Origin of the sequence: Pseudomonas sp. R1-7 (assembly GCF_051132105.1) — a bacterium.
In the GTDB taxonomy this organism is placed as follows: domain Bacteria; phylum Pseudomonadota; class Gammaproteobacteria; order Pseudomonadales; family Pseudomonadaceae; genus Aquipseudomonas.
In genome coordinates, this window is record NZ_CP071661.1 from 3,829,888 (window position 1) to 3,844,138 (window position 14,251).

14 protein-coding genes and 3 tRNA genes are annotated in these 14,251 nt (G+C 57.6%); 3 read left to right on the forward strand and 14 right to left on the reverse strand.

Annotated elements, in window-relative coordinates:
- Positions 1 to 34 precede the first annotated feature (34 nt).
- From J3P79_RS17070 to J3P79_RS17110, 9 genes are all read right to left on the reverse strand, one after another.
- A complete protein-coding gene (locus tag J3P79_RS17070; RefSeq protein WP_434604453.1) occupies positions 35 to 1,906 on the reverse strand; it encodes a SurA N-terminal domain-containing protein in 1,872 nt (623 codons plus the stop codon).
- Positions 1,907 to 2,130: 224 nt separating this feature from the next.
- Positions 2,131 to 2,403 (reverse strand): HU family DNA-binding protein, encoded by a 273-nt coding sequence (locus tag J3P79_RS17075; RefSeq protein WP_008077714.1) that lies wholly within the window; start codon positions 2,401 to 2,403, stop codon positions 2,131 to 2,133.
- A 150-nt stretch (positions 2,404 to 2,553) separates the two neighbouring features.
- Positions 2,554 to 4,950: an endopeptidase La gene (lon, locus tag J3P79_RS17080; protein WP_039589135.1), complete on the reverse strand. Its 2,397-nt coding sequence runs from the start codon at positions 4,948 to 4,950 to the stop codon at positions 2,554 to 2,556.
- Positions 4,951 to 5,112: 162 nt separating this feature from the next.
- Entirely contained in the window at positions 5,113 to 6,396 is a 1,284-nt protein-coding gene (gene clpX, locus J3P79_RS17085) for an ATP-dependent Clp protease ATP-binding subunit ClpX (RefSeq protein WP_039589134.1), read from the reverse strand.
- Positions 6,397 to 6,508: 112 nt separating this feature from the next.
- On the reverse strand, positions 6,509 to 7,144 hold the full coding sequence (gene clpP, locus J3P79_RS17090) for an ATP-dependent Clp endopeptidase proteolytic subunit ClpP (protein ID WP_186609760.1): 636 nt from the start codon (positions 7,142 to 7,144) through the stop codon (positions 6,509 to 6,511).
- 92 nt (positions 7,145 to 7,236) lie between these two features.
- Positions 7,237 to 8,547, reverse strand: a complete 1,311-nt coding sequence (gene tig, locus J3P79_RS17095) for a trigger factor (RefSeq protein ID WP_039589133.1) — start codon at positions 8,545 to 8,547, stop codon at positions 7,237 to 7,239.
- Between the two features lie 423 nt (positions 8,548 to 8,970).
- Positions 8,971 to 9,055 (reverse strand) — tRNA-Leu (locus J3P79_RS17100).
- Between the two features lie 58 nt (positions 9,056 to 9,113).
- Positions 9,114 to 9,189, reverse strand: a tRNA-His gene (locus tag J3P79_RS17105).
- Positions 9,190 to 9,229: 40 nt separating this feature from the next.
- Positions 9,230 to 9,306, reverse strand: a tRNA-Arg gene (locus tag J3P79_RS17110).
- Positions 9,307 to 9,587: 281 nt separating this feature from the next.
- On the opposite strand from J3P79_RS17110, the gene folD reads away from it, so the two are divergent.
- Positions 9,588 to 10,442 carry a bifunctional methylenetetrahydrofolate dehydrogenase/methenyltetrahydrofolate cyclohydrolase FolD gene (gene folD, locus J3P79_RS17115; RefSeq protein ID WP_434604458.1) on the forward strand — a complete coding sequence of 285 codons (855 nt, stop codon included), beginning with the start codon at positions 9,588 to 9,590 and terminating at the stop codon, positions 10,440 to 10,442.
- A 328-nt stretch (positions 10,443 to 10,770) separates the two neighbouring features.
- The gene (pbpG, locus tag J3P79_RS17120) at positions 10,771 to 11,709 is read left to right on the forward strand and encodes a D-alanyl-D-alanine endopeptidase (protein ID WP_434604460.1); all 939 of its coding nucleotides are present in this window, start codon (positions 10,771 to 10,773) and stop codon (positions 11,707 to 11,709) included.
- 52 nt (positions 11,710 to 11,761) lie between these two features.
- On the opposite strand, the gene J3P79_RS17125 is transcribed toward pbpG, so the two are convergent.
- From J3P79_RS17125 to J3P79_RS17135, 3 genes are all read right to left on the reverse strand, one after another.
- Positions 11,762 to 11,965, reverse strand: a complete 204-nt coding sequence (locus J3P79_RS17125; protein ID WP_039589130.1) for a DUF6021 family protein — start codon at positions 11,963 to 11,965, stop codon at positions 11,762 to 11,764.
- Between the two features lie 100 nt (positions 11,966 to 12,065).
- Positions 12,066 to 12,743, reverse strand: a complete 678-nt coding sequence (locus tag J3P79_RS17130) for a peptidase C39 family protein (RefSeq protein WP_434604462.1) — start codon at positions 12,741 to 12,743, stop codon at positions 12,066 to 12,068.
- A gap of 10 nt (positions 12,744 to 12,753) precedes the next feature.
- Positions 12,754 to 12,924 carry a hypothetical protein gene (locus J3P79_RS17135; protein WP_434604465.1) on the reverse strand — a complete coding sequence of 57 codons (171 nt, stop codon included), beginning with the start codon at positions 12,922 to 12,924 and terminating at the stop codon, positions 12,754 to 12,756.
- A gap of 52 nt (positions 12,925 to 12,976) precedes the next feature.
- Here J3P79_RS17135 and J3P79_RS17140 point away from each other — a divergent pair, with 52 nt between their 5' ends.
- Positions 12,977 to 13,132, forward strand: a complete 156-nt coding sequence (locus tag J3P79_RS17140; RefSeq protein ID WP_434611632.1) for a hypothetical protein — start codon at positions 12,977 to 12,979, stop codon at positions 13,130 to 13,132.
- Between the two features lie 62 nt (positions 13,133 to 13,194).
- Here the strand turns inward: J3P79_RS17140 and J3P79_RS17145 are convergent, their stop codons facing one another.
- A complete protein-coding gene (locus J3P79_RS17145; protein ID WP_039589128.1) occupies positions 13,195 to 13,944 on the reverse strand; it encodes a TerC family protein in 750 nt (249 codons plus the stop codon).
- A gap of 28 nt (positions 13,945 to 13,972) precedes the next feature.
- Positions 13,973 to 14,236, reverse strand: a complete 264-nt coding sequence (locus J3P79_RS17150; RefSeq protein WP_434604469.1) for a hypothetical protein — start codon at positions 14,234 to 14,236, stop codon at positions 13,973 to 13,975.
- Positions 14,237 to 14,251: the final 15 nt, after the last annotated feature.

A 14,251-nucleotide genomic window follows, 5' to 3' on the forward strand; every position in this document is an offset into this window, starting at 1 on the left:
TCGGCCGGGGTCTCGTCGCAACGCATCAGGTTTCTCAGAAGCGCTTGATGTCCGCCTCGCTTTCCAACTGCTTGCGGAACGCCGCGAAGTCCTGCTGACCGACACGGGACGCCAGGTAGCGGCGGTACTCGGCCTTTTCTTCCTCGGTCGGTGCCGCGCCTTCGTTGACGCCGTTCAAGCGCAAAACCGTCACGCTGCCGTCAGGCAGGGTTACGCTCGCGAACGTCGGTTTGTCCTTGGACTCCGGCTTCGACATGCGGAACAGCGCCTGCAGCACAGCAGGATCGATGCCTTCCTGGCTGCGGGTCGCCGCTTCGACAGCTTTCCAGGGCTGGCCATTGACAGGCTTGTCCAGGGCAACCTTGCCATCGCGCAGGCTGGCGATCAGCTCGTCGGCCTGAGTCTTGGCACTGGCGCTGGCCTGTTCCTTGGCCAACTGCGCGCGTATAGGACCGGACACGCTTTCCAGCGGGATCTGCGCAGGCTTGCGGTGTTCCTTGGCACGCAGCACCACGACCGTTTCCGGGTCCAGCTCGATGGCCGTGCTATTGGCGCCCTCTTCCAGCACTTCCGGGCTGAACGCAGCAGCGATAACGGCGCGATTGGCCGCAATCCCTTCGCCACCTTCACGACCGAACGGTGCCGATGTGTGCACGGTCAGCTTGAGGTCCTGGGCAGGTTGCGCCAAGTCCGAGGCCTCGAACGAAGCGTCTTCCAATTGCTTGGTCGCCTCGACGAAACGCTGCTCGACCTGCTGAGCCTTCAGCTCGCGCGTCAGTTTGTCCTTCAGGCTGGCAAAGGTCGGGACTTCAGGCGCTTCGACACCCAGCAGCTTGATCAGATGCAGGCCGAAGTCGGTGCGCACCGGTGCCGAAACCTGATCCTTGCCCAAGGCATACAGCGCCTTTTCAAACTCAGGATCGTAGACGCCAGGACCGGCAAAGCCCAGGTCGCCACCATTGTTCGCCGAGCCCGGATCCTGGGAATACTCTTTCGCCAAGGCTTCGAACGATTCGCCTTTGGCCAGGCGGGCCTGGATTTCCTCGATCTTCGCCTTTGCCTGGGCTTCAGTGACCTTATCGTTCACTTCGATCAGGATATGCGCCGCACGACGCTGCTCGGACAAATTGGCGATTTCTTTCTGATACGCCGCTTGCAAGTCCTCGTCCTTGACGCTGACCTGATCGAAGAAAGAGGCCTTCTTCAGCTCGACGTAATCGATGACCACCTGATCAGGCGTCATGAATTCCTTGGCGTGCTGATCGTAGTAGGCCTTGACCTCGTCATCGGTCAGCTTCACCGCCGATGGGTCAGCCTTGAGGGTGAGCGTGGCAAAGTCGCGGGTCTGCTTTTCCAGGCGGGCAAACGCCAGCACCTGGGCATCGGTGACAAAACCGCTGCCGGCGAGACCGGCACGCAGTTGGCCGATCAGCATTTCCTGCGCCAGCATCTGGCGGAATTGCAGACGACCGTAACCCAACTGACGGATGACCTGGTCGAAACGCTCAGGACTGAACTTGCCGTCGACCTGGAATTCAGGCGTCTGCAGGATCACCTGATCCAGCGCGGCTTCGGAAAAAGCGAACTTCGCGTCATGGGCGCCTTGCAGCAACAGCTTGCGGTCGATCAGGCCCTTGAGCGCCGAGTCGCGCAGCATCTTCTCGTCCAACAAGGAAGCGTCGAAATCCTTGCCCAGCTGTTGCATGAGCTGGCGGCGTTGCATGTCGACCGCTTGGCTCAGCTCGTTCTGGCTGATCTCCTCGCCGTTGACCTTGGCCGCTTCATTGCTGTTCGAGGTGGCTTGAAAAATGGCTTCGAAACCGGTCAACGCCATCAATGCGACGATGATCCCGATGATGGTCTTGGCAATCCAGCCTTGTGAATTGTCCCTGATATTCTGCAGCATGCGTCCCCCAGAAACGGTTGAACTTCAAATTTAGGCAACCGTGGAGCGTGGGTAGAATCCGGATAGAAGAAAGGCGCATCCGAGGATGCGCCTTCTCGTAACTGGCGAAGCGGACCGGGCTCGAACCCGCGAGCCTCGGCGTGACAGCCCGGATGTTACCGGACGCATTACCGCTCCGCTGCCAAGCCAGGCATGACCCCGACCCGGATAAACTCAGTGAAACCTTAGTTAACGGCTTCTTTCAGCGCTTTACCAGCCTTGAAGCCTGGCTTTTTGGCAGCAGCGATTTGCAGCGTCTTGCCAGTCTGCGGGTTGCGGCCAACACGTGCTGGACGATCAGTCACGGAGAAGGTGCCGAAACCAACCAGAACAACGGAGTCGCCGGCCTTGAGAGCGCCAGTGACGGATTCGATTACAGCGTCCAGCGCACGGCCAGCAGCAGCTTTCGGGATATCAGCGGATGCAGCGATAGCATCAATCAGTTCCGACTTGTTCACTCTAAGTCCCCTTATATCTATTTGAGATGATTCTAAGTTTTTTTTGGTGAAAGCAAAAACGAGTGCTGAATGGCCTGCAGACACTTAAGAGCCGCTTTATAACAAGGGCTCTAAAAAACTGTCAAGGAAGGCCCCCCAGGCAAATGCGTATTAATGCGTGCTAATTCTTTCCTTAGAGTCAGACTCTCGCTTTTCTTCCTTCGCGACAATCTCCGGAGCCACATCCGGCAAGGGCTCCGGCGCGTATTGCAGCGCAATTTGCAGGACTTCGTCAATCCATTTAACGGGTTTGATCTGAAGATCCTGCTTAATGTTGTCAGGAATTTCCTTCAGATCACGGACGTTCTCTTCAGGAATGATCACAATCTTGATCCCACCGCGGTGAGCCGCCAGCAGTTTTTCCTTCAAGCCGCCAATTGCCAGGACCTGGCCGCGCAGGGTGATTTCCCCCGTCATCGCCACATCGGCACGCACCGGAATACCGGTCAGTGCGGAAACCAGGGCGGTGCACATGCCCACGCCGGCACTCGGTCCGTCCTTGGGTGTTGCCCCTTCCGGCATGTGGATGTGGGTGTCGCGCTTCTCATGGAAATCCAGGGGAATGCCCAGGCTCCGAGCACGGCTGCGGACAACCGTCAGCGCCGCCGTGATCGATTCCACCATCACATCACCCAGGGAACCGGTCTTGATCAACTGGCCCTTGCCCGGTACCACGGCGGCTTCGATCGTCAGCAGCTCGCCACCGACCTGCGTCCACGCAAGGCCGGTCACCTGGCCGATCTGATCCTGCTGTTCGGCAAGGCCGTAGCGGAATTTACGCACGCCCAGGAAATGCTCCAGCAGATCTGAAGTGACCTTGACCGCAAAGCGTTTCTCCAGCGCATGCTCTTTCACCGCCTTTCGGCAAACCTTGGCGATCTGCCGCTCCAGCCCACGCACGCCGGCTTCGCGGGTGTAGTAGCGAATGATGTCGCGGATCGCTTCCTCGTCGAACTCCAATTCGCCTTTCTTCAGTCCATTGGCCTGGATCTGCTTGGGCGAAAGGTATTTGACGGCAATGTTGATCTTCTCGTCTTCGGTGTAGCCCGGCAGACGAATCACCTCCATCCGGTCCAGCAACGCAGGCGGGATGTTCATGGAGTTGGAGGTGCAGAGGAACATTACATCCGACAGGTCGTAGTCGACTTCAAGGTAGTGGTCGTTGAAGTTGTGGTTCTGCTCGGGATCGAGGACCTCCAGCAACGCGGACGCAGGATCGCCACGCATATCGCTGCCCATCTTGTCGATTTCATCCAGAAGGAACAGCGGATTGCGCACGCCGACCTTTGTCATTTTTTGAATCAATCTTCCCGGCATCGAACCGATGTAGGTACGACGATGACCACGGATTTCCGCTTCGTCGCGCACGCCGCCAAGGGCCATGCGCACGAATTTACGGTTGGTGGCATGGGCGATCGACTCCGCCAGGGAAGTTTTACCAACCCCAGGAGGACCAACCAGGCACAGGACCGGGCCACGAATCTTTTTCACGCGCTTTTGTACAGCGAGGTATTCAAGAATACGTTCCTTGACCTCTTCGAGACCGTAATGGTCGGCATCAAGGATGTCTTCGGCACGCGCCAGGTCCAGGCGTACCTTGCTCTGGGCTTTCCACGGCACCTGGACCAGCCAGTCGATGTAGGAGCGCACCACGGTGGCTTCGGCCGACATCGGCGACATTTGCTTGAGCTTGTTCAGCTCTGCCTGGGCCTTGGCGAGGGCATCCTTCGGCAGACCAGCGGCATCGATGCGCTTTTTCAGCTCTTCGATTTCGTTGTGACCTTCATCGCCATCGCCGAGCTCTTTCTGAATGGCCTTCATCTGCTCGTTCAGGTAGTACTCGCGCTGGCTGCGCTCCATCTGTTTCTTGACGCGGCCACGAATACGCTTTTCAACCTGCAGCAGGTCGATTTCGCCGTCGAGCAAAGCCAATACGTGCTCGACGCGGGCCGAGAGGTCGATGATCTCGAGGATTTCCTGTTTCTGCTCGATCTTGAGGGCCATGTGGGCCGCCATCGTGTCGACCAGGCGTCCGGGCTCGTCGATGCTGTTAAGCGACGACAGCACCTCGGCAGGTACCTTCTTGCCCAACTGCACGTACTGTTCGAACTGCGACAGCAGGCTGCGCACAAACACCTCGGATTCACGCTCCGGCGCATCGACCTCGTCGATCAGCGAGACTTCGGCACGGCAGTGGCCGTCGACTTCGCTGAAACGTTCGACCGCCCCGCGCTGCTCGCCCTCGACCAGCACTTTCACCGTGCCATCGGGCAGCTTGAGCAGCTGCAAGACCGTTGCAATCGTACCTACGCGATAAAGTGCGTCTTCACCGGGATCATCGTCGGCAGGATTTCTCTGAGCGATCAGAAGAATCTGCTTATCACCCGTCATCGCGGCCTCCAGGGCTTCGATGGACTTCTCGCGCCCCACGAACAGCGGGATAACCATGTGCGGATATACCACGACATCGCGCAATGGCAGGAGAGGCAATTCGATGGTTGTCTTCATGATTTCGCCTCTACGGCGGCCGTAAGGCCGTAAACAGATGGAAGTAAGCTTGAAACCAAGATGGGGGCAGCCTTCAAAAAAAACAAGCGCTAAGACACGTCTAAAACGCGCTAATAGCAAAGGGGCCCGAAGGCCCCTTCTTTTATTTCAACTGCGGGACACTCAAGCGTCCGGTGCAGCCTTGGCAGCCGGCTCACTGTTTTCGTAGATATACAGTGGCTTGGACTTGCCTTCAATGACGCTTTCGTCGATCACGACTTTACTCACCTCGGACTGCGAGGGGATTTCATACATCGTATCGAGCAGCACGCCTTCGAGAATCGAGCGCAACCCACGGGCACCGGTCTTACGCTCCAGGGCTCGCTTGGCGACCGCTTTCAACGCGTCGGAACGGAATTCGAGATCGACATCTTCCATTTCGAACAGCTTGGCATATTGCTTGGTCAGGGCGTTTTTCGGCTCTGTCAGAATCTGCATCAACGCTGCTTCATCCAACTCATCCAATGTGGCCAAGACCGGCAGACGACCAACGAACTCCGGGATCAGACCGAACTTGACCAGATCGTCAGGTTCGACTTCACGCAGGGACTCACCAACCTTCTTGCCCTCTTCCTTGCTGCGGACTTCGGCGTTGAAACCGATGCCGCCACGGGTGGAGCGGTTCTGGATGACCTTTTCGAGGCCGGAGAACGCACCGCCGCAAATGAACAGGATGTTACGGGTATCGACCTGCAGGAACTCCTGCTGCGGATGCTTGCGACCACCCTGGGGCGGTACGGAAGCGACCGTGCCTTCGATTAACTTGAGCAAGGCCTGCTGCACGCCCTCGCCGGAAACATCCCGGGTAATGGACGGGTTGTCGGACTTGCGGGAAATCTTGTCGATTTCATCGATGTAGACAATGCCCATCTGGGCCTTTTCCACGTCGTAGTCGCACTTCTGCAACAACTTCTGAATGATGTTCTCGACGTCCTCGCCCACATAACCCGCCTCGGTGAGGGTGGTTGCGTCGGCGATGGTGAACGGAACGTTCAGCAAGCGGGCCAGGGTTTCGGCAAGCAGGGTCTTACCCGAGCCTGTCGGGCCGATCAGCAGGATGTTGCTCTTGCCGAGCTCGACCTCGTCATTCTTTTTGTCACGCTGGTTCAGGCGTTTGTAGTGGTTGTACACCGCTACGGCCAATACCTTTTTCGCGCGTTCCTGACCAATAACATACTGGTCAAGGATGCCGCTGATTTCTTTAGGCGAAGGCAACTTATGCGCGCTGCTTTCGGCCTGGGCTTCCTGCACCTCCTCGCGGATGATGTCATTGCACAGGTCGACGCACTCGTCGCAAATGAAGACCGAGGGACCGGCAATCAATTTGCGTACTTCATGCTGGCTTTTGCCACAGAAGGAGCAATAAAGCAGTTTGCCGTTGTCCTCGCCGTTGCGGGTGTCAGTCATTCGATCGATCCAAATCCGATAGGCTTGCAACACAAGATGAAGGCAATTGCGGGCTTTTTCAAGCCCGCAGGTGATCGGACCTGCCGACCAACCTCATTTTGAGCTGCTTATTTTAAGCGGGGCGCTGGCTGATCACTTCATCGATCAGGCCATACTCACGTGCAGCTTCAGCGCTCATGAAATTGTCGCGATTGGTATCACGCTCGATTTCTTCAAGCGTGCGCCCGCTGTGCTTGGCCATCAAGGTATTGAGGCGCTCGCGGATGAAGAGAATTTCCTTGGCATGGATTTCGATGTCCGATGCCTGGCCTTGGAAACCGCCCAGTGGCTGGTGAATCATCACGCGCGAGTTCGGCAGGCAATAACGCTTGCCATGGGCACCGGCGGTCAGCAAAAACGCACCCATGCTGCAAGCCTGACCGATACAGGTCGTCGAAACGTTGGGCTTGATGAACTGCATGGTGTCGTAGATCGACATGCCTGCGGTTACCGAACCGCCAGGGGAGTTGATATAGAGATGGATATCCTTGTCCGGGTTCTCGGCTTCAAGGAACAACAGTTGCGCACAGATCAGGTTGGCCATGTAGTCCTCTACCGGCCCCACCAAAAAGATCACGCGTTCCTTGAGCAGACGCGAATAGATGTCATAGGCACGTTCGCCACGGGCGGACTGCTCGATAACCATAGGGACCAGACCGCCTGCGGCCTGGATGTCAGAGCTCTGCTGATAAAAAGAATTGCGGGACATGTCTCGCAGTCACTCCCAAATAGTTATGTCTTGAATACGCATAAGCCAGCGCGAAGGCTGGCTTATGGTGTGTATTTCTTACCGCAGAACCATCAATCGGCTTGTGGAGCTTCCACCGGCTTGACCGCTTCTTCGTAAGAGACCGCTTTGTCGGTCACGCTAGCTTTCTGCAGAACAGTATCCACAACTTGTTCTTCCAGCACAACCGAACGGACTTCGTTCAGTTGCTGGTCGTTCTTGTAGTACCAGGACACCACTTGCTCAGGCTCTTGATAAGCCGAAGCCATTTCCTGGATCAGCTCGCGAACGCGGGCTTCGTCAGGCTTGAGTTCGAACTGCTTGACCACTTCAGCGACGATCAGGCCCAGTACGACACGGCGCTTGGCCTGCTCTTCGAACAGTTCGGCCGGCAGTTGGTCTGGCTTGATGTTGCCGCCGAACTGTTGAACGGCCTGCACGCGCAGACGGTTCACTTCGTTGTCCAGCAGGGCCTTCGGCACTTCGATCGGGTTGGACGCCAGCAGACCGTCCATGACCTGGTTCTTGACCTTGGACTTGATGGCCTGGCGCAACTCACGCTCCATGTTCTTGCGAACTTCGGCGCGGAAACCTTCCAGGCCGGTTTCCTTGATGCCGAACTGGGCGAAGAATTCTTCGTTCAGCTCAGGCAGCTTCGGCTCGGAAACGCTGTTGACGGTCACGGTGAACTCGGCGGCCTTACCAGCCAGGTCCAGGTTCTGGTAGTCCTCAGGGAAGGTCACGTTCAGGACGCGCTCTTCACCAGCCTTGGCGCCAACCAGGCCATCTTCGAAACCTGGGATCATGCGACCGGAGCCCAGCACCAGCTGAGTGGCCTTGGCGGAACCGCCGGCGAACACTTCACCATCGACCTTGCCGACGAAATCGATGTTCAACTGGTCTTCGTTCTGGGCAGCACGATCAGTCGTTTCGAAGCGAGTGTTCTGCTTGCGCAGGATGTCGAGCATCTTGTCCAGGTCGGCATCCGAAACGTCGGCGCTCAGGCGCTCGACAGCAATGGATTCGAAACCGGCAACGGTGAACTCAGGGAACACTTCGAACGTGGCAACGAACTCGAGGTCCTTGCCTTTTTCCAGCACTTTAGGCTCGACGGAAGGAGCGCCAGCCGGGTTCAGCTTCTGCTCGACCACTGCTTCGTAGAACGAAGACTGGATCACGTCGCCCACGGCTTCCTGGCGCGCATCAGCTTCGTAACGCTGACGAATCACGCTCATTGGCACCTTGCCTGGGCGGAAACCTGGGATTTTGGCCTTTTGGGCAGTCTGCTGCAGACGCTTGTTGACCTGAGTCTCGATACGCTCAGCTGGCACGGTGATGCTCATGCGGCGCTCAAGAGCAGATGTATTTTCAACAGAAACTTGCATGGATATTCCTCGTTGCACAGACGTTGGCCGGGCGTTTCCGACCCCAGAATCAAGGGCATGCATTCTAGTAGGTCAAACTCAAGAAGTCACCCTACTGAAAATGCACTGGAAACAGGCTCCGGATTTAGGACGGGACAAACGGTCATGCCCCGCCCGGATTGCAAATAAAGCGGATTCAGCCCAGGGCTCTGCGCCAATGCTTCTATATATAGAAGCGACTTGTCCGGTCACACATTGTCCAGCCTCGCAAAGAGACCGACGGACGCGTCACGCATCATCACGAAACACATTCGCGACGAACCAACCACTGCACACCGCTTCGAAAACGGCGCCGAACAGCGAAACCAAAAACGCTGAAAACAAAAACGGCGCAGCCCTTTTCAGGTTCTGCGCCGTTCTCTGCTAATTAAATAGCGACTTGTATGGTGCGGACGGAGAGACTCGAACTCTCACACCTTGCGGCGCTGGAACCTAAATCCAGTGTGTCTACCAATTCCACCACATCCGCGTATCAAGCTTTTAAAGCAAAGGCGCCAGACTGTTAAATCTGGCGCCTTTCTAGAATATGGGGTGGACGATGGGGATCGAACCCACGACAACGGGAGTCACAATCCCGTGCTCTACCAACTGAGCTACGCCCACCATATTGCCTTGTTGCCTTACTTGTGCCAAAGCTGCCTAATGGCGCACCCGGCAGGACTCGAACCTGCGACCATCCGCTTAGAAGGCGGATGCTCTATCCAGCTGAGCTACGGGCGCCTTTTTAATCTGTATTCTTGGACGATTACAAACTAAGTGCTTTCAGCTTCACCGAGTTTAAACAACCAACTCCGCTCCACCTTCTTAACCAGTGCTAGGCTGTGCCCGACAAGTGCGACGAATGTTATAGACGGCCCGATAGGTCGTCAACTCTTTTTTAAAAAAAATTCATTTAATTAAAGGGGTTAGGGGAATTTACAGACCAAGCGCCTTTGCCCTCACGCCTCGGCATGCGAGAATGCGCTCTCTTTTTTTCCCCTCTCGATGGTTAACCACGCGCAATGACTGCACAACTTATCGACGGCAAATCGATCGCCGCCAGCCTGCGCCAGCAGATCGCCCAACGAGTCACCGAGCGCCGCCAGCAAGGCCTGCGCACGCCCGGCCTTGCGGTGATCCTGGTCGGCAGCGATCCTGCCTCTCAGGTTTATGTCTCGCACAAGCGTAAAGACTGTGAAGAGGTCGGCTTCCTTTCCCAGGCCTACGACCTGCCTTCCGAAACCACTCAGCAAGCGTTGACCGATCTGATCGACCGCCTCAACGATGACCCGAACATCGATGGCGTCCTTCTCCAGCTGCCCCTCCCTGAACACCTGGATGCTTCGAAGCTGCTGGAGCGCATCCGCCCCGACAAAGACGTCGACGGTTTCCACCCTTATAACGTCGGCCGCCTCGCGCAGCGCATTCCATTGCTGCGCCCGTGCACGCCCAAGGGCATCATGACCTTGCTGGAAAGCACCGGTGTGGACCTTTACGGGCTCGACGCCGTGGTAGTTGGCGCCTCCAATATCGTTGGCCGCCCGATGGCCATGGAGCTTCTGTTGGCCGGCTGCACCGTCACCGTAACCCACCGCTTCACCAGGGACCTGGCTGGCCACGTCGGCCGGGCCGACCTGGTGGTGGTTGCCGCCGGCAAGCCTGGCCTGGTCAAGGGCGAATGGATCAAGGAAGGCGCCATCGTCATCGACGTGGGCATCAACCGCCAGGACGACGGCAAGCTGGTCGGCGACGTGGTGTATGAGACAGCCCTGCCCCGCGCCGGCTGGATCACTCCGGTGCCTGGTGGCGTTGGCCCGATGACTCGCGCCTGCCTCCTGGAGAACACGCTGTACGCGGCCGAGACGCTGCATAGCTGACAGCTGCCCCAAGCCAACCTGTGGGAGCGAGCCTGCTCGCGATAGCGGACACCAGCCAACATACCCGTTGGCTGACACGCCCCTATCGCGAACAAGCTCGCTCCCACGGGTGTTTCAGGGGCTGGCGCTTTGATCAGACTCATGGCGCTCGAACTACATTTTTTTCAGATTCAATTCGCCAGAATCAGCCTTCCATTAAACTTTATTTATTCAAGCGTCCCAGTGGCACCGGCATATAGCGCCGTCTTCACCCATACTCATAAAATGCGGCGGTTTTTCAACAAGCCACTGCTCAACGGGCATTCTTAACTCTATCGAGTCTACTCGCGTGAAAATCCGTCTTTCGATCATCAGCCTGTTTTTTGCTTTCACAGGTCCTTTCATCACGCAAAACGTCAGCGCGCAGGAAACCATTGCGGCTCCACGGGACACTTCGAAACTGCAAGTCGCTTCCGGCAGCGCCATCCTGTTGGACCTGCAGAGCGACAAAGTGGTGTATTCGAGCAATCCCGATGTCGTGGTGCCGATTGCGTCGGTGACCAAGTTGATGACTGGCCTGATCGTGCTGGATGCCAAGCAGAACCTGGATGAATACATCTCCATGACCATCGCCAACACGCCAGAAATGAAAGGCGTGTTCTCCCGGGTCAAACTCAACAGCGAACTGTCGCGCCGGGATACGCTACTGATCGCACTGATGTCCTCGGAAAACCGCGCCGCGGCTAGCCTTGCTCATCATTACCCCGGTGGCTATGCGGCATTCATTGCGGCGATGAACGCCAAGGCCAAGGCCCTGGGCATGACCAGCACCCATTATGTCGAACCCACCGGCCTGTCCATCCACAACGTATCGACCGCCCGGGACCTGACGAAACTGCTGATCGCCGCTCGCAAATACCCTTTGCTAAGTGAGCTGAGCACCACCAAGGAAAAGACCGTAACGTTCCGCAAACCGGTCTACAGCCTGGGCTTTCGCAACACTGATCATCTGGTTCACAAGGCCAACTGGGATATTCAGTTGACCAAGACCGGTTTCACCAACCAGGCAGGCCATTGCCTGGTATTGGTGACCAAGATGGGCAATCGCCCGATGGCGCTGGTCATTCTCGACGCGTTTGGCAAATACACCCATTTCGCCGATGCAAGCCGCATCCGTAGCTGGGTCGAGACAGGCAAGAGCGCCAGCGTCCCGGCCGTGGCCCTGCAATACAAAGCCGCGAAGAACCTCAAGAGTCGCCAGAGCGGTGTGGTGGAAGCGTCCAAATAGGACGGGACAGGCCAGCAAATGAATAGCCCCGACTCGTCGGGGCTATTTGCATTCAGGGCTTCAAATCACCCAGCGGGTCATAAGGCCTGGAAGAAGGCGGATCCTGGTCCTTCTCGTCCCGGGGCGCCTTGGCCGGCCCTATCGGGTCGACTTGAGGGTCGTCGAGGTCCGGGGAGTCGGGATCGAATCCCAGGTCATCGTCGCCGGATGAATGTTCGGAAGAATGCGGTCCCGAAGGTGTTTTCGACTGTGCCATAGCTGCCTCCTCGAATCATGGCCCGGAGATTCCAGGCCCTGACGGTAAGAACCCGAGGCATGCCGAGTCGTGCCCGGCAGGTGACGAACGGGGCCGGCACTCAGCGGGCGGCGCCCAACGCCTTGGTGGCACGCGCTGCCGCCTGTTCCTGCCCTGCCCCGGCCAACTCATCGGCGGCTTTCAACCAGCGCTGTGAATCGACATTGGCCGGCAGTTGCCCAGGCTGCTGGATCAATACCGCCCAACCGCCAGCGCCTTTGAAAGCCGACTCGAACGCACTGAAACTCATCAAAGAGCGGCGATTCATGCCTGAGCGCAGCAGCACCGTGCGCTTCTGTCGGTTATAACCGGCAAGGATCGCGTAGCGCGGCTCAGCCCAGAACGCCGAGCCCTCGGTATAGCGCAGCAACACCGGGTAACCGGCAGCCACCTGTTCGAGCAATGCACCAAGCTCACCGTCGAGGGGATACACCACCAGCCCGTATTCACGCGCCAGGGTTTGCAGATTCTGCTGCAAACGGCCCTCGCCGCCGGGCAGGTGCAACGGTTTTTCCAACAGCCCTGGGGTAATCACGGTGCCTTGCAGCGTCAACAAGGCCGCAAGGGATTGCGGCGCCCCCTGGAACATTTCGCCACGGAAGAACGGCACGCTGTTGAGTTCGACCCGTTCAGGCAGACGCTTGATCTGTGGCGACACGCTTCCCGCACAACCCGCCAGGGCGGCGAGACACGCCATCGCCACTACCAGTGATCGAAAAGATGAAATTACCGACGACATGATGACTCTCTTATTCAGACAGCCCCGGCGTCAGGGCCGGGCTTGGGCCGACGATCATAAGTCGCGCGCCGGCCTGGGTATAGCCATAAGCGACAGTTTCGACACCGCGATAGAACCAACCGATCCGTTGCGAACGCCAGGGATCGACTGCCCGTAACACTTGAGCGACTAGACTGTCCATTGTAGTGAGTGCATAGCCCGGTTCCGGGCAGAAGGAGGCACAGATGAGCCTGATGACGACTATTCTGATGCTGGTATTCGGCTGGCTGAGCGTAGCGGCGGCCATGTTGTGGGGCGTGCTGCGAATCGCCCGCCGTCACCATCCCGCCCCAAGGCCGGAAGCGCAGCACACCCCGAAATCTTCCAGGCGCCACGCCACCGCGCACTAGATTTCCAATGCCATGAAAAAGCCGCCCGGGGTTCAACCCGGGCGGCTTTTGTGTGCCTTGGATCAGGCTTCGTCGACCAGGGCCTTCTGCTTGGCGCGACGGGACAGCATGTTCAGCACTTCAATAGCCGCCGAGAAGGCCATGGCCGCGTAGATATAGCCCTTCGGCACATGGGCACCGAAGCCTTCGGCGATCAGCGTCATGCCGATCATGATCAGGAAGCCCAGGGCCAACATGACGACAGTGGGGTTGTCGTTGATGAATTTCGCCAGCGGCTCGGCGGCCAGCAGCATCACCAGTACCGAAACCACTACGGCAATAATCATGATCGGTAAGTGCTCGGTCATGCCCACCGCCGTGATGATGCTGTCGATGGAAAACACCAGGTCAAGCATGAGGATCTGGCCGATCGCAGCGGCAAATCCCAGGGTCACGCCAGAAGTGGCCGATTTCGGGTCATCGGGCGCCGGATCCATGCTGTGATGGATCTCGGTGGTGGCCTTCCACAATAGGAACAGGCCGCCGGCGATCAGGATCATGTCCTTCCAGGAAAACGCCTGGCCGAGGATTTCGATGACAGGCTCCGTCAACTGCACGATGAAGGCAATGGTGCTCAGCAGGCCCAGGCGCAGGATCAACGCCATGCCGATACCGATCCGCCGCGCCTTGGCACGGTGTTGCTCGGGCAACTTGTTGGTCAAGATCGAAATAAAGATCAGGTTATCGATGCCAAGCACGATTTCCATGACGACCAGGGTTGCCAAGGCAATCCAGGCGGTGGGGCTGGCGGCGAGCTGTAACAGATAATCCATGGGTCAGTCCTGACTCGATATGACGGAGTTAAATGGTCTTGGTGGGGGATTGGGATTCTTCTATGTCTTTCTCAGGCTCTTTCTTGGGACTGATCAGTCCACCGGTGGCCTCGCTGAGCGCTTGTTCGGCCGCCTTATGCGTATCGTCGATGGCTTGCTTGGCCGTTTCGACCGCTTGCTCCTTCAACTGCTCGGCCAGTTGCTGAGCGCTTTTTTCCGCTTGTTCGCAGCCAACCAGGGCCGTCGTGGAAAAAGCGAGCAAGGCAGCAAGCCCCACGTTTCTGTACTTCATGCGCAATGCCTCTCA

Coding starts and splice junctions, on each gene's coding strand:
- J3P79_RS17125 (WP_039589130.1), bottom strand. CDS start 11,965: ATGGCACAGTCGAAAACACCTTCGGGACCGCATTCTTCCGAACATTCA.
- clpX (WP_039589134.1), bottom strand. CDS start 6,396: ATGACTGACACCCGCAACGGCGAGGACAACGGCAAACTGCTTTATTGC.
- lon (WP_039589135.1), bottom strand. CDS start 4,950: ATGAAGACAACCATCGAATTGCCTCTCCTGCCATTGCGCGATGTCGTG.
- folD (WP_434604458.1), top strand. CDS start 9,588: ATGACTGCACAACTTATCGACGGCAAATCGATCGCCGCCAGCCTGCGC.
- J3P79_RS17070 (WP_434604453.1), bottom strand. CDS start 1,906: ATGCTGCAGAATATCAGGGACAATTCACAAGGCTGGATTGCCAAGACC.
- J3P79_RS17135 (WP_434604465.1), bottom strand. CDS start 12,924: ATGGACAGTCTAGTCGCTCAAGTGTTACGGGCAGTCGATCCCTGGCGT.
- J3P79_RS17130 (WP_434604462.1), bottom strand. CDS start 12,743: ATGTCGTCGGTAATTTCATCTTTTCGATCACTGGTAGTGGCGATGGCG.
- tig (WP_039589133.1), bottom strand. CDS start 8,547: ATGCAAGTTTCTGTTGAAAATACATCTGCTCTTGAGCGCCGCATGAGC.
- J3P79_RS17150 (WP_434604469.1), bottom strand. CDS start 14,236: ATGAAGTACAGAAACGTGGGGCTTGCTGCCTTGCTCGCTTTTTCCACG.
- J3P79_RS17140 (WP_434611632.1), top strand. CDS start 12,977: ATGACGACTATTCTGATGCTGGTATTCGGCTGGCTGAGCGTAGCGGCG.
- J3P79_RS17145 (WP_039589128.1), bottom strand. CDS start 13,944: ATGGATTATCTGTTACAGCTCGCCGCCAGCCCCACCGCCTGGATTGCC.
- clpP (WP_186609760.1), bottom strand. CDS start 7,144: ATGTCCCGCAATTCTTTTTATCAGCAGAGCTCTGACATCCAGGCCGCA.